Below are 22,706 nucleotides of genomic sequence, written 5' to 3'. Positions count from 1 at the left end.
GTGGGAGTCTGACCGACAATGGCCACGTATTGCGCGCGGCTGCTGTCGAGTTGGGCGCGGGCTTGCGCCAGCGACGCTGACGAAGCGGCCAGACGGGCTTCGGACTGCGCCACATCGGTACGCGTCAGTTCCCCGGCTTCGAAGCGGGCCTTGGTTTCATCCAGCTGGCGCTTGAGCACATTATAGTTTTCTTCGCCGATGCGCAGGGCCTCCTGATCGCGGCGCACAGCGGTATAGACGCTGATGACGTCGCTCAGGACCTGAGCCTCAACGGCGCGCAGGTCTTCACGACCGGCATTGACATCGGCCTCAGCCGCCTTGACGCCCGACGACAGGCCGCCCGAGGCGAACAGGGTCTGATTAGCCGACAGGTTCAGGCCCGTCGAGGAGCGACCGGCCGCACCCGTCGGCACGTCGCTATAGTCCACGCTGGCCCCGGCGCTCAGCGTGGGGCCCAGACCGGAACGCGCCTGCACATAGGTCTCATCCGTGGAACGCTGCTGAGCGCGGGCGCGTTGGAGGGTGGGGTTATTGGCATAGGCCAGCGTAATGGCGTCGGTCAGCGATTCCGCGAAGGCCGAACCCGCCCCCAGCGTCAGAGCCGACACCGTCAAACCGGCCAGCAGGTACGCACGCAGTCCCTTACGGCCACCGGCAGGCTTGGACGAAAGCTTTAACATCAAAATGATTCCCTTGGTAAGGGCAGCGCCACCCCCCGCCCGGCGGCCTTTCGACCCCGCATTGCGATGCGTTGCTGCCTTTGAACTGGCAAACACACTGCCAGAAGCCAGAGGCTTTGGCGAGTTACGGTTTTTTCACCTAGAGCATTCGTCGGCTAAGTTGAGCCGCCGAATGGCTCTAATTATTTCTAACGCCTCATGTTTTTTCCGAAAAGTGGTGTCCACTTTTCGGCATGAGGCTCTAGATCATTATGATTTCTGGTAGAAACATAATGATCTAGATTTTTGTTTAGCCCCTCGCCGGGCGGTGGCTTCGCCACCTTGGCCGCCGCCTCAATGGCGGCTTGTGCGGAATGATTCCATTTGAAATCATTCCGCTCTAGGCATTTCTTTGCGGTTCAGACCCAAAAAAGGGCCGCGGTGTGATGCCGCAGCCCCTTTGGATCGGTGATCAGATCGCCGTTTCGGCTTAAAACACGAAGGCCGGGGCCTTGGTGAAGCCGGGCAGCACGGCGGTCGCCGCATTGAACACAAAGGCTTCGGACACACCGGCCTGAAGGCGGGTATAGACGCGGGCCTCGCCCAAAGCACCGCTGCGCACCACCACACCCAGGCGGCCATGCAGTTTCAGCGCGGCGAACCATTCGGCAGGGACTTCCTCAACCGCACCTTCGCTGACGATGATGTCGTATTCACCGGCGACGGGGGTCTTGAGGTCCTGCACCACCAGAGAGATGCCCAGCGTCTTCAGATAGGGTTCGACCACGGTCTGAACGCGGGCATCGGCTTCCTGAACCGTGACATCGAGACCGGCGTGCTTGAGCACAGCGGCGGCATAGGGCGCGCCGATGGCCAGCACCTTTTGACCGGCGACGGGCTTAAGCGCGTGCAACAGCTTGGCGAGGTCGCGCGGCAGCATCAGGGCGCGGCCCGGCGCGATCTGCGGCTCAACATCGCCATAGGCGGCAAAGCCCTGCCCCGGCGCGACCAGACGCTCGCGCTCAATATGACGCATGGCCTTTTGCAGCGCGGGGTCGGTGACGTCGTTCACCCGCACCTGAGATTCAACCATGTTCTGACGGGCGGCGAAGTAATCCATCTGAGCCTCGAAGCAAATACACTACAGGAGTCGTGTCCTTATCCTGCGCTTATAGGCGTTTGCAAGGCGCGCTTCAATGCACCGCACACCCCCGTTTTGCATTTTTCAGGAAAAGTGACAGCGTTCACGGTCGGAGCACGCTGACCGCAAGCCCTGCGCAACCCTTGCGATCCCAAATTCAAAAATTCTGTATATAAACCGTGACAATCCCATTGCAGCCGCAGGGCCGATCTGATAGCTGAGCCTACCGCTATTTTAGTGAGGCCTGATGGCGGAGCGGTTACGCAGCGGATTGCAAATCCGTGTAGCCCGGTTCGACTCCGGGTCAGGCCTCCAAATCTCCCCAAAAATCGAACTACGCCGCGCGCAGGGACTGAATGAAGGCTTCGATCTGCCCTTTCAGATCACCGGCCACGGCCTGCACCGAGCGGGATTCGAGCGAGACGGTGCCCGCCGCCTGATCGGTAGCGGCGGCGACGTGGCGCACCGCGTCGATGTCGCGGCCGACGCTCTGCGCCCCTGAGGCCAGGGCATCCACCGTGCTGGCAATATCGCGCGTAGCCGATTGCTGGGCACTGACCGCTTCGGCAATGCCGTCGGCCGAGGCGCGCAGTTCCTGAATGACGCCGACGATGTGGCCGATGGCCTCTACGGCCTGCGTGGTGTCCGACTGGATGTGCGTCACCTTGTCCGTGATGTCGCGGGTGGCCTTTTCGGTCTGTTGCGCCAGCGTCTTGACCTCAGAGGCCACGACGGCAAAGCCTGCCCCCGCCTCACCGGCGCGCGCCGCTTCGATGGTAGCATTGAGCGCCAGCAGATTGGTCTGACGCGCGATCCCGGAAATAATGTCCACGACGGCGCTGATTTCCTCAGCACTGCGGTTCAGGCGGCCCATGATCTCGGAGGTCGCCTCGCTTTGGCCCACGGCCTGCGCCGACACTTCGGACGAGGCGACGGCGGCCTGAGCAATGTCTGAGGCGCTGCTCGACAGGCCCTGCACGGTTTCGGCGACGTGGTGCGCCTGCCGCGAGGTGGCCTCGGCCGTGGCCGTGACGTTCTCGATACGCGAAACGGCCCCTTTGGCCTGTTCGCTCATGGTTTCGGCCGAATCGGTCATGGCTTCGGACGAGCGGCTCAACCCGACGATCAGGGCCGAGACCTGAGCGTGCAGACGCTCCCCCATCTCCTGAAGCGCCTTTTGACGCTCCTGCGCCAGCACCTCGGCGCGGCGGGCGTTTTCGGCCTCCAGCGCGATCAGGGCGCGGCCATTGCCCCGGAAGATTTGCAAGGCCCGCGCCATGGCGCCGATTTCGTCCGAACGCTGCGCCCCCTCGACCTCGGCTTCAAAGTCGCGCTCGGCAAAGCGTGACATCAGGCGGCTCATGCGCTCCAGGGCGCTGAACACCTCGCGGTCAAAATAAACGATGGCCACCAGCCCGGCCAGACCGACCCCGATCGCCACAACCCAGATGCCGGCTCGGAAAGTCTCTGCCGCCGCCAGCAACGGGCGCAACTGCGCCTCGCTTTGCGGGGCCGTGGCCAGCGTCGCCTGAAGGCCGCGAATCACCGCCCCTTCATGCCCCAGCGCCACGGCGGTCAGCGAAGCCAGCAGAAGAAGGAACAGGGCGAAGAGGCCCCGGATACGGGCCTTGATGGGCGGCAGGGTCACGGCGGCATCTTTCAACGGAAAAGAGAGATGTCGCCATGCAAGCGGATAGCGGTTAACAAGCCGTTGCAACGGACGCAAAAACCGCCGAAATCGGCGTAACGCGAGTCTTTATATTAACCCTTCATTAAGGCAAATCGGGTCAACTCAGCCTGTCTTTGCTTTTTTGAAGACACCCACCATCACCAAACTTTTCAACCCGGTCTTCTGGCCGGGTTTTTCTTTGGCTGCGCCAGGGTGGAGACAATAAAGAAGGCCCTGCCCGCGGAGCGGCAGGGCCTTGTCTTTGTAGCTGGCTCCCCGGGCAGGATTCGAACCTGCGACCAATCGATTAACAGTCGATTGCTCTACCGCTGAGCTACCGAGGAATGTTTCACCAGCGAGGAGGCGGCCTATAGCAAGGCTTGGGGGACGATGGCAAGCCTAAAGCTGAAATTTATCCACGAGATTGCGCAAATAGCCATCACGGCACATCAGGCGGCGCGCAGGATCACACGGTTGCGGCCCGACTGCTTGGCTTCATAGACGGCCTCATCGGCGCGCTTGATAAAGGCTTCCAGCGTATCGCCCAGCCCCAGCAGGGACGACACCCCAACTGACACCGTGACATCCAGGGTGCGGCCGTCGGGCAGGCTGAATGGTGCCTCGGCCACGGCCTGACGCACGCGCTCGGCAATGGTCTGCGCCGCGTCGGCGGGCGTGTCGGGCATCAGCACCACGAACTCTTCGCCCCCCAGACGGCAGGGCATGTCGATCGCCCGCACGTTCTGGCTGACGCGGCGGGCAAACTCTTTGAGCACCTCATCACCGGCATCGTGGCCAAAGCCGTCATTGACGCGCTTGAAGTGGTCGATATCGAGCAGCAGCAGCGACACCGGGTCATCGGTTTTCAGATGCCGGCGCATCAGCTGCGTCAGCTGCAAATCCATAAAGCGGCGATTGTTCAGCCCGGTCAGCGGGTCGGTGACCGCCAGCTCCAGCGAGCGGTCGAGACTGGCGCGCAGGAAGTCGGCATAGCGCTTGCGGCGGATCTGCCCCCGCGCCCGCGCCATCAGCTCCTGTAAATCCACCGGTCTCGGCAACACGTCGCTGACGCCCAGTTCCAGCCCTTTGAGCAGGGTCGGGCGTTCATCGGGATTGAACAGGCCCAGCACCGGTAGCTGCCGCGTCAGTTCGGACGAGCGCAGATGCGCCACAAAGCGCAGCGGATCGAAGTCACGCGCCGCCAGGTTCAGCACCAGCAGGTCCACACGGCCCAGAGCGATTTTCAGCGCCGCTTTCGGATCGGTTTCGTAGGCGCAGCGGTGCTGTTCGCCCAGCGCCACCATCAGGCGTTCAGCCTGACGCACCTGATCGTCAAGGATCAGCACATTGCCGGGCGCCGTCATCTGACGGTGCAGCTGACTGGCGTCGATCAGGCCCATGCGGCGTGACGACTGTTCGCGCTGACGCAGTTCGTCGGACAGGTGCTTGAGCCGCACCAGCGCCTTCAGCCGCGCAAACAGGATCACGTCATCCAGCGGTTTGGTCAGAAAGTCATCCGCCCCGGCCTCAAGCCCGGACAGGCGGTCGTCGCGCCCGTCGAGCGCCGTGACCAGAATAATCGGGATGTGTCGCGTCTCAGCCAGTTCTTTCAGCTGACGCGTCACCTCATAGCCATCGACGCCCGGCATCATGACATCGAGCAGAATGATGTCCGGCTGTTCAATAATGGCCGTCTCGATGGCCTCCTGCCCCGAATGGGCGGTCACCACATCGTAATAGTCGGCCTCCAGCTTGGCCTGTAGCAGGCGGACATTGGCCGGAATATCATCAACGACCAGAACCTTGGCTGTCATTGCGCCCTACCCCAGATAGCGGCGAACGGTATCGAGGAAGTGCGAAACGGAGATAGGCTTTGAGATATAGGCCTCGCAGCCGCCTTCGCGGATACGCTCCTCATCGCCCTTCATGGCAAAGGCGGTCACGGCCACGACCGGAATGTGCGACAGCTCATCGTCTTCCTTGAGCCACTTGGTGACTTCAAGGCCGGAAATTTCCGGCAACTGAATATCCATCAGAATCAGGTCCGGACGGTGCTTGCGCGCCAGCGACAGGGCCGACAGCCCTTCACCGGTTTGCAGCGTCTCATAGCCCTGCGCATCGAGCAGATCATGAAACAGCTTCATATTCAGTTCGTTGTCCTCAACAATGAGAACCTTTTTCGCGCTCATAAGCCTGTATTCCGTGTGGGGGTCGCGATTCGCGGCACCGCGTGTCACTGAGCCACACCCTACCCGAACTGTCTTAAGCCGAGGTGAAGGGGATGGAAACAAAGTGTAAATGCCCATATCGACGCCTCGCCCCGGAATGCCTATAAGCGGGGCCTTATACCAAGGGTCATTGAAAATGACTCTTGGTATTCAATTCGAGAATTTCTCATGTCCCTGACACATATGAGAAATTCTCGTTTCTTCAACGGCCGGATGCGGTCAGCATCTTCGGCCGTTGGTATTATTTTGCAGGAGACCGAATCCATGTCGAAGATCGAAGCCCGCCTCCAGGAACTGGGGATCACCCTGCCCGTCCCGGCCGCCCCCGTCGCCAACTATGTGCCCTTCGTGCGCAGCGGTAACCTGATCCACATTTCGGGTCAGATTTCCAACGATGGCACCGGCCGTTACAAGGGCACGGTCGGTGTGGATGTGTCGCTGGAAGAAGCCACCGAAGCGGCGCGCGTCTGCGGCATCAACCTGCTGGCCCAGATGAAGGCGGCCGTGGGTGATCTCGACACTGTGGTGCGGGTGGTCAAGCTGGGGGCCTTTGTGCAGGCTGGTCCGGACTTCTATGACGTGCCGCAGGTGGTCAATGGCTGCTCGAACCTGATGGTCGAGGTGCTGGGCGAAGCCGGCAAGCACGCCCGCTCGGCCGTCGGCGTGTACAAGATTCCGCTGGGCTTTGCCGTCGAAGTTGACGCGGTGATCGAAGTGGCGGATCGCCGGTAGGTTTTTAGAGCGGAATGATTTCTCTTAGAATCATTCCGCTCAAGCCGCCATTGAGGCGGCGGCCAAGGTGGCGAAGCCACCGCCCGGCGAGGGGCTAAACAAAATCCAGATCATTATGTTTCTACCAGAAATCATAATGATCTAGCCACGAAAAGCACGAAAAACTGGAAAAGACTACAGAGCCTTTTTGCCCGCAGGGCATGAGTATCTGGTTCCGGATGGGAAGATATGGCGCTACGCGCCGGACTTTTCGGCGGCTTTTTTCCAGCTTTTCGTGTTTTTCGTGGCCAATTCCTGTCTTGTATCCTCGTACGCACCGCCTAGATTGAGGCCATGCCCGTGCCCGCCCTGACCGCTACCCTGCACCGCTCGATCAGTGAGATCGATCCCGCCGTGTGGGACGGGTTAAAGGGCGATGATAACCCCTTCAACAGCCACGCCTTTCTCGAAACGCTCGAACAGACGGGGTGCGTCGGCGAAGACAGCGGCTGGGTGCCGCATCACCTCAGCCTGAGCGATGATGCAGGCACGATCCGCGGCGTGATGCCGCTCTATCTCAAATACCATTCGATGGGCGAATACGTCTTCGACCATAGCTGGGCGCAGGCCTATGAACGCGCGGGTGGGCGCTACTATCCCAAACTGCTGTCCGCCTCACCCTTCACGCCGGTGACCGGAACGCGGCTGTTGTCGCCCGAACCCGAGGTGCGCGCCGCTCTGATCCGCACGGCGGTGCAGTTGTGCGATACCAACGGCCTGTCGTCGTTTCACCTCAACTTTCCCACGCCGGACGAATGGACGCTGATGGGGCAGGAAGGCCTGCTTTTGCGGCAGGATCAGCAATTCTGGTGGGCCAATGACGGCTATCACAGCTTTGACGATTTCCTCGCCGCCCTTTCGGCCAACCGCCGCAAGGTTATCCGCCGCGAACGCCGCGACGTGCAGGCGGCCCTGACCCTTAAAATCCATAGCGGCCACGACATCACCGAGGCGCATCTCGATCATCTGCACGCCTTTATCGAGGATACCTACGACCGCAAGTGGGGCTCCCCCTATCTGACGCGGGACTTCTTTTCGGTGATTACCGAGCGGATGCGTGATCAGATCGTGCTGGTCTTTGCCTATGACGGCGAGCAACCCGTGGCCGGGGCCATCAATTACCGCGGCGGCGACACCCTTTATGGCCGTCAGTGGGGGGCGCGGGTCGATGTGCCCTTCCTGCATTTTGAGGTCTGCTATTATCAGGCCATCGACTACGCCATCGCGCACGGGCTGAGCCGCGTCGAGGCCGGCACGCAGGGCGAGCACAAGATTTCGCGCGGCTACCTGCCCCACCCCGTCTATTCGGCGCACCATATCCGCGACCGCGCTCTGCGTGAGCCCGTGGCCCGCTATCTGGCGCAGGAACGCGCGGCCGTCGAAGCCCAGATGGCCGAATACGCAGCGGAACTGTCGCCGTTCCGCAAACGCGATCAGGCATGAAAAAACCGCCGGTGGGGAGACCGGCGGTGTTTTTTTAGATACGCGTGTCGCAGACGATCAGGCGATCGGCAGGCGGTGGGCACGGGCCCAGGCGACAACCAGTTGCGACGCAAAATTTACCAGGAATTTCATAAGGGTACTCTCTTTAGTTCGACGCCGAGCCGGGGGCGAAACCCAGGGCCAGAAGCGCATTCATAAAGCGTTCGATCAGCTTTTCCATTGTCAGTCCTCACACACAAAAAGTTATGACAGCGCTGTCAATAGCACTTTTTGCACCTGCGAACAAGGCCCTTGTCGTCACATTTGAAATTAAGATTTGTAACGCTTCGTGTGGGGGGCGAAAATGGGCTCTAAACGCCTTACAACTCCCTGAACCACGCCTCCAGATGAGTCAGATCGTGACGCATGGCCGCCTCACGTTTCAGCGCCTCGGCGTCCTCGCCCCAGGTTTCTTTCTGGAAGGTTTCACCGACGCGCGAGGCCGCAAAGGCCTCTTCGGCGCTCAGACGGCCCTTGTACAGCGCCAGAGCCAGGGCCACCGAGCCCAGCAAGGGAATGGCGGCCATGAGGCCGGCGCGAGCATAGACCGACGCTGTGCTCAGAAGCGTTTTGACGCCTGCGATCGTTTCCACCGGCTGACCGCGCGCCATGATCGAGGTCTGCGGCGCAAACTCAAGCGCCATTTCGCTTTTCAGCCACTCGATCACCGGCCCCCAGGCCGCCTGTTCGCGGGCGATCAGGGCCTGCGGATAGTCGGACGGATAACAGACGAGATCGGTTTCGGCAAAGCGCGCCGCTTCGGCCAGCGCCGCTTCAAGGCCGCTGTCCATGTGGTCGAGCGCCGCAAACCCCAACCGCGTCAGAGGCATGGCCGTGAAATCCACCGTCTCTTCGACCACTTCCCACTCGCGCCCGACCAGCGCCGCCAGCGCGAAATTGGGCAGCACCAGCGTGGCGCCCTTTGGCGTTTTAACCGCACGGCCATCCAGCGTCACGCCGTAGCCCGATCCATCAGCCCTGATTTCGACGGTCTTCCAGAAGCGTTTCGGCTTTGCGCCGATCTGATCACTGCGCTTTGATGGCGCTTCGGCCTTGTAGGTCATGTGTAGCTCTCCTGTATACCTCCCCGGCTGGCTTGCGCGCCGAGCGTCCGGTGCCGGGGGTCCCGCCAGCGCGCTGGCGGGGTGGTGAGGGCTGGCTCAACGCAGCGCAAAGCGCGCCCCCCTCCGTCTTTGACGCCTGAGCGGCGTCAAATCCACCTCCCCCGACACGTCGGGGGAGTAGAACGGGATTAAATCAACTCCGGCACAAACCGGTCAAGAACCGCGCCCAGTTCGCTGAAATCGTGGACAATATGGTGCGCGCCGGCAGCTTCAAGCTCATCGACCGTGTGGAAGCCCCACGACACGCCGATGGCCTGCACCTGTGCGGAACGCGCCATGCGCATATCGTGGGTCGCGTCGCCGATCATCACCGCCTGATGCGTACCGACGCCCAGCGCCGTCAGATTGCACTGAAGCATGTGCGGATGCGGCTTGGACGGCCCGTCATCGGCGCAGAAGGTGACGTCAAACAGATCACCCCAGCCGTGCTTTTCGACGATGCGCGTCACGCCACGCCGCGAATTGCCCGTGGCCATGCCGATCAGCCAGTTGTCGTTTTTCAACCGCTCCAGCGTCTCCTGCGCCCCCAGATAAAGGGCCTCAGTAAAGTCCGGATCGGCATGGAAGGTCAGAAAAGCGTTCTGAAATTCGCGCGTATAGGCGGCCACGGTTTCCGGATCGAGGTCCGGGCGCATGGCCTGTAAGGCTTCGAACAGCGACATGCCGACTATGGCGCGCACCTCATCATAGGTGGGCGGGGTGAGGTTCAGCACCTTGGCCGCCTCGACCGCCGCGCGGTGAATCGAGGCGCGGCTGTCGATCAGAGTACCATCGACATCGAATACAGCGAGTCTCATCTTACCTTCTGGAGGCGCGGGTGGCTTTGCGGAAGGGTTCAGGGCTGGCCTCGTGCTCATCAAAGCCGTAGCGGTCGAAACCGGCCTGAATAACCGGATCGAGCGGCGCTTCGACGATCAGCGTGCCGTGCGTCGGATGCGGGATTTCGATGCGCCGGTGGTGCAACTGAAGCCCCAAACCCTCTGACAAGGCTATGGATTTCTCATCCTTGTACTTGGGATCACCGAGGATGCAGTGACCGATGGCCTGCATGTGAGCGCGTAGCTGGTGCGTGCGGCCCGTATGCGGACGCAGCGCCATCCACGCCAGACGGTGCGCGGCGCGGGAAATGGTCACATATTCGGTTTCCGCCGCCTCGGCGCCCGGCTCCTTCGGGTCCGCCGGCATGACCATCTCACGGTCATTGATGCCCTTCTTGACCAGAGGCACGTCGATCACGCCCTCCTTGGGGTCCGGCGTTCCCGCGACCAGCGCCCAGTAGGTCTTATAGGCCTTGCGCTTGGCAAAGGCTCCGGCCAGACGCGCCGCCGCCGACGGCGACTTGCCCAGCAGCAGCACGCCCGACGTGTCACGGTCGAGGCGGTGGACCAGACGCGGCCGCTCCAGCCCCTCGCCCCAGGCCGACAACAGCCGGTCGATATGGTTTTTCGTCTTGGTGCCGCCCTGCACGGCCAGACCCGAGGGCTTGTTGATGGCGATAACATCCTCGTCCTCATAGAGGACCAGCGACTTGGCGTAGCGTACCTCCTGCGGGCTCAGCTCGGCGCGCTCACGCTTCTGCTGTTCCTCGGACGGCGCGTCGGGCAGCGGCGGCACGCGCACGCTCTGACCGGTGCTCAGCCGTGTGTCGGCCTTGGCGCGCGCGCCATCGACGCGCACCTGCCCCGACCGCAGCAGCTTGTTGAGCTGAATATGGTTGAGGTGCGGCCAGCGCCGCTTGAAAAACTTGTCGATACGCACCCCGTCTTCGCCCTCGGCGACATACAGGATCTTCACTTCCCTACTCATCCGGCCACTTTCCGAAACACAAACAGACCGATCATGACGGCCAAAATCGCCAGCACGGCGGAGGACACGGCATAAAGCCCCGCCAGCCCGTAGTCTCGCCGCTCCAGCATATGTACCACTTCCAGCGAATAGGAGGAAAAGGTCGTAAACCCGCCCAGAACGCCGACACCCAGCAGAAGCCTCAAGCGCTCATCGCCCCCTTTGGCCAGCAACCACCCGGCCAGAAGCCCCATCAGGAGCCCGCCCAGCAGATTGGCCACGAACGTGCCGATGGGCCAGCCAAACGGCATGGACGCCGCCGGCCACAGACGGGCCAGTCCATAGCGCGCCGCAGAGCCCAAGGCCCCACCGATCATGACCAGTAACAAATTAGACATTTCAGGCCTCATACCCCTCTTGGCCCTCAAATCATAGTGTTTTAAGGATGGAACCGGACAAATACCAGCAAGGGACTATGCCATGAGCCTGTACGGGGACTACGATCCCAAGAACATCTTCGCCAAGATTCTGGCCGGAGACATCCCCTGCGCCAAGGTCTATGAGGACGCGCGGGTCTTAAGCTTCATGGACGCCTTCCCGCAAACCCGAGGGCATACGCTGGTCATCCCCAAGGTGGCGGCGCGCAACCTGTTTGATATTTCGTCAGAGCATCTGCAAAACCTCATCCACCACACGCAGCGCATCGGCCGCGCCGTGCGCGACGCGTTGGAACCGGAAGGTGTGCGTATCGCGCAGTTCAATGGCGAGGTGGGCGGACAGACGGTGTTCCACCTGCATTTCCACATCATCCCCTGCTACGCCAATGGCGCGATCAAGCATCATGCGTCGGGTCAGATGGCCGATCTGAAAGACCTTCAGGACATGGCGGCGCGTATTAAGGCCAAGCTGTAATGGTCTTCGGTCTTCGCCATGGTCAAACGGACTGGCCCGTCCCGGCCGCGCAGCTACGGGACAAAACCCAAGAAAACGGACACACACGCTGATGGTCTTCGGTCTTCGCCATGGTCAGACGGACTGGCCCGTCCCGACAGCGCAGCGACGGGACAAAACCCAAGAAAACGGACACACACGCTGATGTTCTTCGTTCTTCGACATGGTCAAACGGACTGGAACGCCCAGATGCGGCTTCAGGGTTCGACCGACATCCCGCTCAACGACACCGGGCGTGAGCAGGCGCGCGTCGCCGCCCGCTTTCTGGCCGATCAGGGCATCACGCGCATTGTCGCGAGCCCGCTGATCCGCGCCTATGAGACCGCCAATATTGTCGGGCGGGCGCTGGATTTGCCGGTCGTCACCGACGGGCGGCTGACAGAGCGGCATTTCGGCATCTTTGAGGGCCTGACCATCGACGAGGTCGAAGACCACCGGCGTGAGATGCTGGCGCACATGAACCCCGACCTCGACATTGACGGCAAGCATTACCCGCACAATGCCGAGCGCCTGCCCGCCGTCATCGAGCGCGTGCGCACCTCGGTCGAAGATCACGCCTCGGGTGAGGCCATCCCCCTCTTCGTCTGCCACGGCATCCCCTTCCGCGCCATTGCCCGCGTCTATCTGGGGGAGATGTATTCCAGCCCCAATGCCTGCCCGGTGCGCTATGCGCGTCAGGGGGAAGGATGGGCGATGACCGGCCTCGACCCTGACAACCAGCCGCTGCACGGGGCCTTTTTCAAAGGGCCAACGACCATGGGACGGATCTGAGCCAAGCCTATAACAATGTTCGATATTTTGTCACAGTTACGGCTTTTTGTCCGTGGACGGACATAAGTATAGATCAAGTATATTTTTTCACCTGTTAAACCGAAATTCAGACACCTTCCCTATTATCTGACAAAACGCGCAGAAATGGCGTGTGAGTTGAGTTTTGTGAAGGTTTTATGACGAACTGGACCTCGGTTATGCAGAAAGCAGCACACGTTTCGGATATCACGGACAGGGTAGACCCCGTCTCACCGCAGACCACCAATTCACAAGTCTATGATGCCTTCCGCGACAATTCGGAACTGCTGGTGCTGGCCGTGGTCGATACGTGTGGCCGCGTCATGGGCCTGATCGAACGCCACAGCTTCAACCTCAAAATGGCCTCCGAATATGGTCGCGCCCTGTTTGGCAACAAGTCGGTGACCACCATGATGGACACCCGACCGCTGACCGTCGAAGCGGAGACCCCGCTGCGTGACTTCATGCAGGCGACGCTGGCCGAACGCGCCTCAGAGCTGCTGCGCGGCTTTATCGTCACGCGCGACGGGGCCTATGCCGGGGTTGGCACCACCTTATCGATCCTGAAGGCCATGAATGACGACCTTCAGGACAGCCTGCTGCAACAGCGCGAAATGGTCACCGACCTGATCCGCCTCAGCGCCGAGTCGCAGCGCCATCAGTCCTTCCTCAACACCATTATCGACAATATTCCGGCCATGGTGCTGGTCAAGGACGCCCATTCGCGCGTCAAGCTGATCAATCCGGCCGGTGAAGACATGCTGGGCATCAAGCGCAGCGACATGATCGGCAAGACCAGCCACGACATCTTCCCCGCCGAGCAGGCCGATACCTTCACGCGCTCCGACCGTCGCGTTCTGGCCAGCGGCGAAGCGGTGATGATCGAAGAGGAAGCCATCTATAACGGCGAGCGTCAGCGCACGGTGCAGCTCAAAAAGACCGTCCTGCGCGGGCCGGATGGCTCCCCCGACAGCATACTGACGCTGGGCATCGACCTGACCGAACAGAAGGCCGCCGAAGCGCGCATCGCGCAACTGGCGCACTACGACCCGCTGACGGGGCTGGGCAACCGCACCCTCTATACCCACGAGATCGAGCAGGCCCTCAGCCGCGTGCAGCGCCACGGTCACCACATCGCCCTGCATTGTCTGGACCTCGATCGCTTCAAGACCGTCAACGACTCCTTTGGTCACCTCGCCGGCGATGCCCTGCTGCGGCAGGTGGGTGAGCGCCTGAAGCTGTGTGTGCGCAAGGGCGACTTCATCGCGCGCATGGGCGGCGATGAATTCGCCATCATCCAGAATATCGAGCGCCCCGAAGACGCGCGCTGCCTGGCGGAGCGCGTCATTGAGGTCATGAAATCGCCGTTCGATATCAACGGCATCCGTCTCGAAGCCGGGGTCAGTGTCGGTATTGCGCTCGCCCCCGAAGACGCCGCCGACGCCAATAACCTGCTGTCGCGCGCCGATCTGGCCCTTTATCGCGTCAAGTCCGAAGGCCGCAACGGCTGGTGCTTCTATCACGCCGAAATGGACGCCGTGGTGCAGCAGCGCCTCGAAATGGAACACGAACTGCGTTCCGCCCTGAGCGATCAGCAGTTCCAGCTGCATTTCCAGCCCTTGCTCAATCTCGACAGCGGCGAAGTGGTGTCGTTTGAGGCGCTCCTGCGCTGGCATCACCCGCACCGCGGCATGGTTTCGCCGGGCGAATTCATCCCGGTGGCCGAAGACAGCGGCCTGATCGGCCCTATCGGCGACTGGGTGCTGCGCGAAGCCTGCCGTCAGGCGGCGCAGTGGCCTACACCGTGGCGCATCGCCGTCAACATCTCACCGCTGCAATTCCGTGATGGCTCCCTGCCGCGGCTGGTCAAGGACGCCCTGAAAGCCAGCGGCCTCGATCCGCGCCGTCTGGAGCTGGAAATCACCGAAAGCGTGCTGCTGGCCGACGAAAAGCACAATCTCAAAATCCTCAATACGGTGCGCGACATGGGCGTGCGTATCGCCATGGACGATTTCGGCACCGGCTATTCTTCTCTGAGCTATCTGCGCGCCTTCCCCTTCGACAAGATCAAGATCGATCAGTCCTTCGTGCGCGACCTGCCGCACGATCAGAACGCCCTGTCGATCATCCGCGCCATCTCCGACATGGCCGAAGCCCTGGGCGTACACATCACCGCCGAAGGGGTCGAGACCGAAGCCCAGATGGAAGCGCTGAAAGCCATGAATTGCCGCGAGGCGCAGGGCTATCTGATCGGCCGCCCCGCCGCCGCCATCGAAGCCTATGCCGCCGTGAAGGTGGCCTGAGCCCGCGCCTTCTGAGACGGTCTAAAGCGCAATCCGATAAAGTGGAAACCACTTTTCGGAAAAATTGCGCGACAAAACAGAAATTTAGAGCGGAATGATGCTTCCACTTAAAATCATCCCGCTTTAATGTCTCTGACACGTATGAGACCGTCTCGACTTTTCAACGGCCGGATGCCGTCAGCATCTTCGGCCGCTGGTATAACGTCTTTATTTTTCAGCAGCCAAGCGGACATTCAAACCTGAGCCGCACGCAGACATGATGTTTCCATACCGAGGGAACTAACCCTCGCGCTGAAAAGGAAACCCGCATGTCCCTTCTGTCTCTGGTCGCTGTCCTGATCGTCGTCGGTGTGCTTTTGTGGCTGGTCAACACCTACATCCCGATGGACCCCAAGATCAAGAACATCCTCAACGCCGTCGTCGTCATCGGCGTGGTCATCTGGCTGCTTCAGGTGTTTGGCCTGCTGGGCTCCCTCAGCAATATCCGCGTAGGCTAGCAGGGTCGCGGACCCTGCACCCGTAAATTGGAGCACGGTTCAACACTTGCCATTACTCGACTTCATGATCGCCTCTCCTCCCCATTCCATGGGGAGGTGGCAGTGAGCGACGCGAACTGACGGAGGGGTACACACCTGCCAACAGCATACACCTCCGGCGGGACTTCGCCCGCCACCTCCCCGCCTGTGGGGAGGCGAAACGCCCCGGCCCCCTAACCCGCCGGTTCCCACAGCTCGATCGCATTGCCTTCCGGATCGTGGATACGCGCAAAACACCCCACCCCCGGCATATCCCAGTCGGGCTGGGTAATCACCTCGATCCCCTCCGCCCGCAGAGCCGCACACAAATCATCCAGCCCTTCGACGCGCAGATTGAGCATCCACTGACGATCCGCCGCGAAATAGTCGGTATCCGCTGCAAACGGCGAAAAGACACTCTGACCGGCCTGCGTGTCCCAATGGCCATAGGGTCCGGCCCCGACGCCCAGATGCTCGGCATACCACGCCGCCAGGGCCTTTGGGTCCTTGGCCCGAAAGAAGAAACCGCCGATTCCCGTCACGCCCATAGCCGCCTCCGCTCTGGATCATCATAATGATCAGATTTGTTTAGCCCCTCGCCGGGCGGTGGCTGCGCCACCTTGGCCGCCGCCTCAATGGCGGCTTGAGCAGAATGATTTTAGAAATCATTCTGCTCCACCCCTTAAGCCGTAACAGGCAAGCCCGCGGCAGACAAGCTAAGCCACTCGCTGCATCAGCGACGACTGGCTGAAAATCTCGACCGAGCGCAGGCGCGCCTCAATATCGTGGATAGGCATGGAGATGATCAGTTCATCCGCCTCGGTCGCGGCCAGAAAGTTTTCCAGCTTGCGCTCTATGGTCTGCGGCGAGCCGACCACCGCATATTGCAGCATATGATCAACCATCTGTGTCTCTTCGGGGCTGAGCTGGAGCCCGCGCACCGGCGCCGGAAACGGCTTGCGCTCATTGCGCCGCAGCGCCGCGAAGGCTTGCCGCATCGAGGTAAACAAATGCTGCGCCTCTTCGTCCGTATCGGCGGCGACGCCCATAATGCCGACCATAGCTTTTGGGTGCGGATGATCGGCCAAGGGCCGGTACTGCTGACGATAGAGACGCAGCGCCTGATGCAACAAATCCGGCGCAAAGTGCGAGGCAAAGGCATAGGGCAAGCCCATCTGCGCCGCCAGTTGCGCGCCATAGGTGCTCGACCCCAGGACCCAGATCGGCACCTTGGCGCCAAAGCCCGGCACCGCCAGTATCGGTTCTGAGCCATCCGGATCGTCCATCAGCCGGCGCAGCTCCGCCACGTCATAGGGGAAGCTGTCCACCCCACTGTCCATATGCCGCCGCAACGCCCGCGCCGTGCGCATATCCGTACCCGGCGCGCGCCCCAGCCCCAGATCGACCCGCCCCGGAAACAGCGCTTCCAGCGTGCCGAACTGTTCAGCGATCACCAGCGGCGCATGATTGGGCAGCATAATGCCGCCCGAACCGATGCGAATGGTCGAGGTATGGTGGCCGACATGCGCAATCGCCACCGCCGTCGCCGAAGACGCCACGCCCGGCATCCCGTGATGTTCGGCCAGCCAGTAGCGACGATAACCCAAAGCCTCGGCCTGACGCGCCATGCGCGCCGTATTGGCAAAGGCATCGGCGACGCGGCTCCCCTCCCCGACCTGCGACAAATCCAGAATGGAAAAGGGGACCATTTAGCGCTTTCCGAAAAGTGGGACGCACTTTTCGGATGGAAAAGCGCGTTGAACAAAAAATTTAGAGCGCAATTTCGATTTCGTGAACGCAATGCGCTCTTACGCCTCATAGAGTTTGCTGAGGCTTATGTAGGCGATCCGGTTACGATTACCAGAGGCCGTGATTGTGAGTCGTATGTCGCGGCCGACATAAAACGCCTGCGCCGTGTAACAAAAAAATGACTAGCCGCTGAGGCGAGCCCACTGGACGGCCCGCGCAACTTATGACAACACTGTCAAAATAATAAGAAAGTACAGGCAAGTGGAACAGCGTAATGATAACTCTCATCATGGCCGGCATCGGCCTTTACGGCGCAGCCGTCGTCTTCTCGGTCATCGCCAGCGAATTCTGGGGACATAATTGACATAAACGTCAGTTATCAGAGCTCGCTCAGGCATAGCCCTCTCAAATAAAACCAACCCATTCACCCGGCGTCATTGGCGTCGGGTGAATTGGCGTTTGGGGAGAGATGACGATGGGATTGGCTGCGCTGCCCCCCCCTATGATGGGTTTGAAATCCCGGACACAAACCATGAAAAAAGCCCCCATGAAGGTCATGGGGGCAAGTCCGGAGATATACGCGTACTAGAGATTTATGTCGAAGCCTAAGCGGACATAACGGGGGGACTGGTAAGAGGTGGGGACGCCATAGCTCGGATCGGCGATACCTTGCGTGCTTTCCCCCGTCTCATAGCGCTCCTGCACACCTTTGCGGTTGAACAGGTTGAAGACGTCGGCCCGCAAAGTGACCTTCGGCCCGGAGAGGGTCTTGGTCTCATAACGCAGGGACATGTCCATGTTGTAGATCCAGTCGGTTTCCAGACCGGTGCCACGCGGGACTTCCTTGCCCATGCAGAAGTGAGACGCGGCACCATAGCCGTTTTCAAAGTTGTCGTAGCCGTTGGCCGGATAATAACCCCAGCAGCTCAGCTTTCTGGGCGACGCGACCTGAAGCTGCGAGCCGACGCTGAGCTTGTCCGTCACCTTGTAGCTGCCCCACAGTTTCAGCTTGTGCTTGCGGTGATTGGGCAGGTAGCCCGTTGCCCCAACGGTGAAGCCCGGCTGGTCGAAGTCCTGCGTGATACCTGCGTCGGACTGACCAAAGTCAGACTGCACATAGCCTTCCGAATTCCCCTTGCTCGACGACAGGGTATAGGAACCGTTGAGACCCCATTTGCCATCGAAGGCGCGCTTAAAGGTAAATTCCAATGCCTCGTACTTGCGGGTGGCCTTGGGATAGCCCAGGTCAGAAGCCGAGAAGGTGACCGTGCGTTGCGTCGCTTCACCGGGCAGCGCCGAATTGAGCACAATGGTCGAGGCGACGCCGGGGTTCAGGATGGTGTACTGGTGATAGCCGGACCAGATATTTTCACAGCCAGAGATTTTGTTCGCCTTGCAGTAGGCAATAACGGCCGCATCGATAGCCACATCTTCAGCGGTCTGCTTCAGGTCACGATTGGTATAGGTAAAGCCCACCGTCCACAGGTCCGAAAGCTTGTGTTCGACGCCAAGGATAATTTCATCCTCCTTCGTCGCTTCGAGATTGCGCGACAGCGAAGAGGTCGGATCCTGAACTTCCCCGGAACCCGTAACCGCACAGGATTTTGAACCCGCCGCCAGCGAACCGGACGTCAGCGCCAGCGGGCAGGCCACACCTCCGGTCCAGTTGGTGAGCTGCTTGGCCAGTACGGGCGTACCATCGCTGTTCGTGCCGCTAAAGGTCCAGTATTCACTGAAGAAGTATTCCTGAGCCCCTTGGCGATAAGCCGTATTACCTGCGATGGGCAGATAATAGGTGCCATAGAAGCCATAAACACGGGTCTTGCGCTCTTCACCCAGGGTGTAGTTGAAGCCCACCCGCGGAGCCGTCAGTTCGTTCAGATCAACATATTGCGAACCGTTGGCCGTAAAGTTGTTGAACTCATCCAATCGTACGCCCAGATTCAGAGTGAGGCGATCCGTTACCTTCCACTCATCCTGAACATAGTAGGAGTCATTCTGGGATTTAAAGGCCCCACCCGTCTTGTAATAGCCGAGACGGACATAGGCCGAGCTTGAGGTCAGCCCCAGACCTGCGCCCGAACCTGTTGAACAACGGGCGCTGGTGCCGCAGTTCGAGTAGATGTAATAGATGCCGTTACCGGTCCCCTGCGTGAAGTGTTCGAGCAGGTTTTCTTCCCGCTCAAAGCCAACCCGCACGTGGTGATCGCCCAGCAGCGAGAAGAACAGGTCGCCATCGACCCGTGAGAAGGTACGTTCCGTCCGCTGCGGGAAGCCGCGAGTCGTCGAACGCTGGGCGTTACCGAAGGGGCGTCCCAGAACAGAGCGACCGCTGGTGCCGTCTGAAACATAGGTGCCAAACGCGCTGCCGGAAATACCGATGCTTTCGCTCTTGTCGTTGTTTTTGCCATAGGCTGCCGACAGGGTAAACCAGTCGGTCAAACGACCTGTGTACTTTAACACGTAGCTAGGGTCGCCATACACGCTGTCGCTGACGCCGGTTATGTCTCCGATTTCACCGGTATCGACGTTGTAGCTGTAGCTGGAATAGCGGGTCTTGCCGGTATTGTCGAAATAGGTAGCTTCGAGGTGATGGTTTTCCGTTATGTACCCGTCCAGCTTAAGCGCGTGGTACATATTGTTAGACTTCGCTACCGACATACCGCCAGAGGTGTCACCATCGCGGGTATCACCCTTGTTGTATTCACCGACATAATAAAAGAACAGCTTGTCCTTAAGGATCGGACCACCCAGTTCTACGCTGGTGCTGCTAGAGGAATTATAGTCCCAGTGATTAGGCGTCCAGAGTTCATCAACGATGTTATTCTTGCTATCGTAGTTTTTACCAACGATGTCAGGCGCTTTTTCACGCAGGGCATTCGGTGTGTAGTTGAAATGCAGGGCCGCCTTGAAATTGTTGGAGCCTGACTTCGACACCTGATTCACCACACCACCGGTGGCGCGACCAAACTCAGCGGGATATCCGCCGTTTTTGACTTCCACCGCTTTGATAAAATCAAACGGCACATAGGACGAGCCCAGGTACTTATTGAAGTCGGTAATATTCATACCGTTGAAATAGTAGGCATTTTCAGCGACTGACGACCCGCCAATCGACGCGAGATTGCCAAAGGCGCTGTCGCCGCCGACGGTGCCCGGCGACATCAGAACCAGAGCGGTCAGGTTGCGCGCCACTGGCACATCCTTGGTCAGGTTCTCCACGTCGATCACCACACCGGTGGTTGAGCCGCTAAACGCCGCCCGTTTGCGAGCGCCGGTAACCACAACCTCCTGAACGGCCCCTTGGGCACTCAGGGAGATGTCGTAGGCGATAGATTTGGAGATTTCGACGGTAACACCGGATTCTTTCGCACTTGCGAAGCCGGAGGCCTCAACCTTCAGCTCATAATCGCCGGCCGGCAGCCCGGAGAAGAGGTAGGAGCCACCGCTATTCGTTTTTGCCGTGCGCACCGTTCCCTGAGAACTTGACGTTATGGTCACCGTAGCGCCCGCCACTGGCTTACCGCTTGCGTCAACGACCCGGCCAGTAACACTACCCGAAGTGTAGTCTTGCGCGAGCGCCGCTGAAGGAAGAGCCCCGGCCATAAGCGGTATCAATACACCCGCACCCATGGACATGGAAAGTCCGATAGCTCCGGAAAGGAGCCATGATTTTCTGGATAAATATTTCATTATTTCAGCACCTAATCAGATATACCTGATCATCCCCCATTAATGCGTAACTCCAAATGAGCCCGCTTCTGAGGGGATTTCAGCTGCTTTGGCGCGCCCTTGTCAAACGATTGAATCGTTTCTTGTGACACATTTTCATTATAATTATTAAATAATTGTAATTTTGCAACACACCCTAAAATTGCATATCCCGCAAAATAAATTACAAGGTTATTTTTTTGTTGAATTAATAAAGAAATTTGGTATTTTTAATACGCATACCGTATACGGCAATCGTTTTCATTAAAAATTTGTAATTGTGCAGCGCAGCATAATTTCATCACCTATGAGGCGAACCCGCTACAGGAGGTTCAATCTTCTGAGGGAACGACGCTTTCCCGGAAGCATGCCACGGGGTGCTGCAAGTTCGTCCGGGTCAGATCTCAGCTATATCGGCATCGGATATAATTGCGAGGGATATGAAAGGTCGGAGGGGCAGGCATCCAAACAGCCAAGCCTCAGATTTGCCGAGCGCACAGTTTGTTTTCTACAGACGACCAGCAAAGACGTGAATTGGAACAATCTTTTAATGAGATGGCGGAAACGATGGAATTGGCTGCGCTACGCTCCGCCGAAACCTACGCTTCGCCCCGGTTTTGACGCGCCGTGTTTTACACGGCTTGCCCTTAGGGCGCCTTCGGCGTCGCTCGGCCTTTCGGCTCTCGCCGAACCCCATTATTGATGGGTTCAAGTCCCCATCTCGTCGATCAAACAAAAAGACCGGCCCAAAGGAGCCGGTCTTTTTGTTTGATGGCGGAGACGATGTCCTTTTGAAGTGCGTCCAGCGTCGTCTAAGGTCGTATGAGAGTGCATTGATTTATTTGTAGAAAGTGATTCAATTCGTCCGAAACCATCCATCTTGGTTCCCGGCTAATTCTGGCTCCTGCTGGGGTAAATGCTGGGGTAGGATTAGGGGAACGACGAATGGCTACCTTCACTACAAAGCGGATTGAGGCCCTCAACGCGCCGGGCCGATACTCCGACGGAAACAATTTATACCTTCAGGTCGCGAAGACCGGGAGCAAATCGTGGCTATTCATTTACCGCTGGAATGGCTCACAGAAAGAAATGGGTTTGGGGCCGTTCCCAGCCATAGGGCTGGCCAATGCGAGAGAGGCCGCAAGGGATGCTCTTAGGCTTCTTAAAGACCGGACCAATCCGCAGGACCCCTTAGCCGTCCGACGTGCGGAGGAGGAAGCCAAACGTGAAAAGCCAGCCTTTGGCGTGTTTGCGGAGCAAATGCTGTCAGACATCGAACTGCAATGGCGAAATGACAAACACCGGGCGCAGTGGCGGTACACGCTACGCGAATACTGCAAGCCCCTTTGGGAAATGCCAGTCAGTGACATCGACACTCAGGGTGTTCTCAAGGTCCTTAAACCGATCTGGCAAACCATACCAGAGACGGCATCGCGTTTGAGAGGCCGGGTTGAAAGGGTGCTGGACGCCGCTGCCGCGAAGGGGCTGCGTTCCGGGGCTAATCCGGCCCGCTGGAAAGGCCACCTTGATCACCTGCTGCCGAAACGCCATCGGCTGACGCGCGGGCACCATGCGGCGATGCCCTACTCCGAGGTGCCTGCGTTTGTTCACGACCTGCGCAAACGAGACAATATGTCCGCTCTTGCCCTGGAGTTTCTCATCCTATGCGCGGCGCGATCCGGCGAAGTCTTAGGAATGACGTGGGAAGAGGGTAAGCGTAAACACGCACCCATGTTGCGGATCTGACGATTTTGTGGATCAGGCGCCGGCTTTATCTGGCTTAAAATTCCATGGCATCAACTCGTCGAGACGAGAGACGGTCCAGCCGT

General features: G+C 59.6%; 19 protein-coding genes and 2 tRNA genes. 8 read left to right on the top strand and 13 right to left on the bottom strand.

Annotated elements, in window-relative coordinates:
- Nucleotides 1-680 (bottom strand): TolC family protein (locus Q0072_RS17895; RefSeq protein ID WP_298332915.1); only part of this gene is annotated, 680 nt, incomplete at its 3' end.
- A gap of 469 nt (nt 681-1,149) precedes the next feature.
- Nucleotides 1,150-1,779 (bottom strand): protein-L-isoaspartate O-methyltransferase, encoded by a 630-nt coding sequence (locus tag Q0072_RS17890; RefSeq protein ID WP_298332914.1) that lies wholly within the window; start codon nt 1,777-1,779, stop codon nt 1,150-1,152.
- A 262-nt stretch (nt 1,780-2,041) separates the two neighbouring features.
- Between Q0072_RS17890 and Q0072_RS17885 the strand changes: the two genes are divergently transcribed.
- Nucleotides 2,042-2,115, top strand: a tRNA-Cys gene (locus Q0072_RS17885).
- A gap of 19 nt (nt 2,116-2,134) precedes the next feature.
- Here Q0072_RS17885 and Q0072_RS17880 read toward each other — a convergent pair.
- From Q0072_RS17880 to Q0072_RS17865, 4 genes are all read right to left on the bottom strand, one after another.
- Nucleotides 2,135-3,448: a methyl-accepting chemotaxis protein gene (locus Q0072_RS17880; RefSeq protein WP_298332913.1), complete on the bottom strand. Its 1,314-nt coding sequence runs from the start codon at nt 3,446-3,448 to the stop codon at nt 2,135-2,137.
- A gap of 290 nt (nt 3,449-3,738) precedes the next feature.
- A tRNA-Asn gene (locus Q0072_RS17875) sits at nt 3,739-3,813 on the bottom strand.
- A gap of 105 nt (nt 3,814-3,918) precedes the next feature.
- The gene (locus Q0072_RS17870; protein ID WP_298332912.1) at nt 3,919-5,283 is read right to left on the bottom strand and encodes a PleD family two-component system response regulator; all 1,365 of its coding nucleotides are present in this window, start codon (nt 5,281-5,283) and stop codon (nt 3,919-3,921) included.
- 6 nt (nt 5,284-5,289) lie between these two features.
- Nucleotides 5,290-5,658, bottom strand: coding sequence for a response regulator (locus Q0072_RS17865; protein WP_013480598.1), 369 nt, complete (start codon nt 5,656-5,658; stop codon nt 5,290-5,292).
- Between the two features lie 303 nt (nt 5,659-5,961).
- Here Q0072_RS17865 and Q0072_RS17860 point away from each other — a divergent pair, with 303 nt between their 5' ends.
- Both Q0072_RS17860 and Q0072_RS17855 read left to right on the top strand, forming a co-directional pair.
- Nucleotides 5,962-6,429 (top strand): RidA family protein, encoded by a 468-nt coding sequence (locus Q0072_RS17860; protein WP_298332911.1) that lies wholly within the window; start codon nt 5,962-5,964, stop codon nt 6,427-6,429.
- Nucleotides 6,430-6,762: 333 nt separating this feature from the next.
- A complete protein-coding gene (locus tag Q0072_RS17855) occupies nt 6,763-7,911 on the top strand; it encodes a GNAT family N-acetyltransferase (RefSeq protein WP_298332910.1) in 1,149 nt (382 codons plus the stop codon).
- Nucleotides 7,912-8,270: 359 nt separating this feature from the next.
- On the opposite strand, the gene Q0072_RS17850 is transcribed toward Q0072_RS17855, so the two are convergent.
- The 4 genes from Q0072_RS17850 to crcB form a co-directional block, all read right to left on the bottom strand.
- Nucleotides 8,271-9,014, bottom strand: coding sequence for an ATP12 family chaperone protein (locus tag Q0072_RS17850; RefSeq protein WP_298332909.1), 744 nt, complete (start codon nt 9,012-9,014; stop codon nt 8,271-8,273).
- A gap of 188 nt (nt 9,015-9,202) precedes the next feature.
- The gene (locus Q0072_RS17845) at nt 9,203-9,871 is read right to left on the bottom strand and encodes an HAD-IA family hydrolase (RefSeq protein ID WP_013480602.1); all 669 of its coding nucleotides are present in this window, start codon (nt 9,869-9,871) and stop codon (nt 9,203-9,205) included.
- Between the two features lies 1 nt (nt 9,872).
- Entirely contained in the window at nt 9,873-10,880 is a 1,008-nt protein-coding gene (locus Q0072_RS17840; protein WP_013480603.1) for an RluA family pseudouridine synthase, read from the bottom strand.
- Nucleotides 10,877-11,257, bottom strand: a complete 381-nt coding sequence (gene crcB / locus Q0072_RS17835) for a fluoride efflux transporter CrcB (RefSeq protein ID WP_298332908.1) — start codon at nt 11,255-11,257, stop codon at nt 10,877-10,879. The genes Q0072_RS17840 and crcB overlap by 4 nt, the downstream gene beginning before the upstream one ends.
- 82 nt (nt 11,258-11,339) lie before the next feature.
- Here crcB and Q0072_RS17830 point away from each other — a divergent pair, with 82 nt between their 5' ends.
- The 4 genes from Q0072_RS17830 (at nt 11,340) to Q0072_RS17815 (ending at nt 15,399) form a co-directional block, all read left to right on the top strand.
- The gene (locus Q0072_RS17830; RefSeq protein WP_013480605.1) at nt 11,340-11,771 is read left to right on the top strand and encodes an HIT family protein; all 432 of its coding nucleotides are present in this window, start codon (nt 11,340-11,342) and stop codon (nt 11,769-11,771) included.
- A 183-nt stretch (nt 11,772-11,954) separates the two neighbouring features.
- Entirely contained in the window at nt 11,955-12,581 is a 627-nt protein-coding gene (locus Q0072_RS17825) for a histidine phosphatase family protein (protein ID WP_298332907.1), read from the top strand.
- 176 nt (nt 12,582-12,757) lie between these two features.
- On the top strand, nt 12,758-14,902 hold the full coding sequence (locus tag Q0072_RS17820; RefSeq protein ID WP_298332906.1) for an EAL domain-containing protein: 2,145 nt from the start codon (nt 12,758-12,760) through the stop codon (nt 14,900-14,902).
- A 308-nt stretch (nt 14,903-15,210) separates the two neighbouring features.
- Nucleotides 15,211-15,399 carry a Thivi_2564 family membrane protein gene (locus Q0072_RS17815; RefSeq protein WP_013480608.1) on the top strand — a complete coding sequence of 63 codons (189 nt, stop codon included), beginning with the start codon at nt 15,211-15,213 and terminating at the stop codon, nt 15,397-15,399.
- Between the two features lie 212 nt (nt 15,400-15,611).
- Here the strand turns inward: Q0072_RS17815 and Q0072_RS17810 are convergent, their stop codons facing one another.
- The 3 genes from Q0072_RS17810 to Q0072_RS17800 form a co-directional block, all read right to left on the bottom strand.
- Nucleotides 15,612-15,965: a VOC family protein gene (locus Q0072_RS17810; RefSeq protein WP_298332905.1), complete on the bottom strand. Its 354-nt coding sequence runs from the start codon at nt 15,963-15,965 to the stop codon at nt 15,612-15,614.
- Nucleotides 15,966-16,133: 168 nt separating this feature from the next.
- Complete coding sequence (locus Q0072_RS17805; protein ID WP_298332904.1) at nt 16,134-17,126, bottom strand: LLM class flavin-dependent oxidoreductase; 993 nt, start codon at nt 17,124-17,126, stop codon at nt 16,134-16,136.
- A 625-nt stretch (nt 17,127-17,751) separates the two neighbouring features.
- A complete protein-coding gene (locus Q0072_RS17800; RefSeq protein WP_298332903.1) occupies nt 17,752-20,772 on the bottom strand; it encodes a TonB-dependent receptor in 3,021 nt (1,006 codons plus the stop codon).
- Nucleotides 20,773-21,822: 1,050 nt separating this feature from the next.
- Here Q0072_RS17800 and Q0072_RS17795 point away from each other — a divergent pair.
- The gene (locus tag Q0072_RS17795; RefSeq protein ID WP_298332902.1) at nt 21,823-22,623 is read left to right on the top strand and encodes an integrase arm-type DNA-binding domain-containing protein; all 801 of its coding nucleotides are present in this window, start codon (nt 21,823-21,825) and stop codon (nt 22,621-22,623) included.
- Nucleotides 22,624-22,706 lie beyond the last annotated feature (83 nt).

This window comes from Asticcacaulis sp. (assembly GCF_027484505.1).
Classification (GTDB): Bacteria; Pseudomonadota; Alphaproteobacteria; order Caulobacterales; family Caulobacteraceae; genus Asticcacaulis.
Note: the sequence above shows the minus strand (reverse complement) of the source record. Positions and strands in the feature narration are given on the sequence as shown.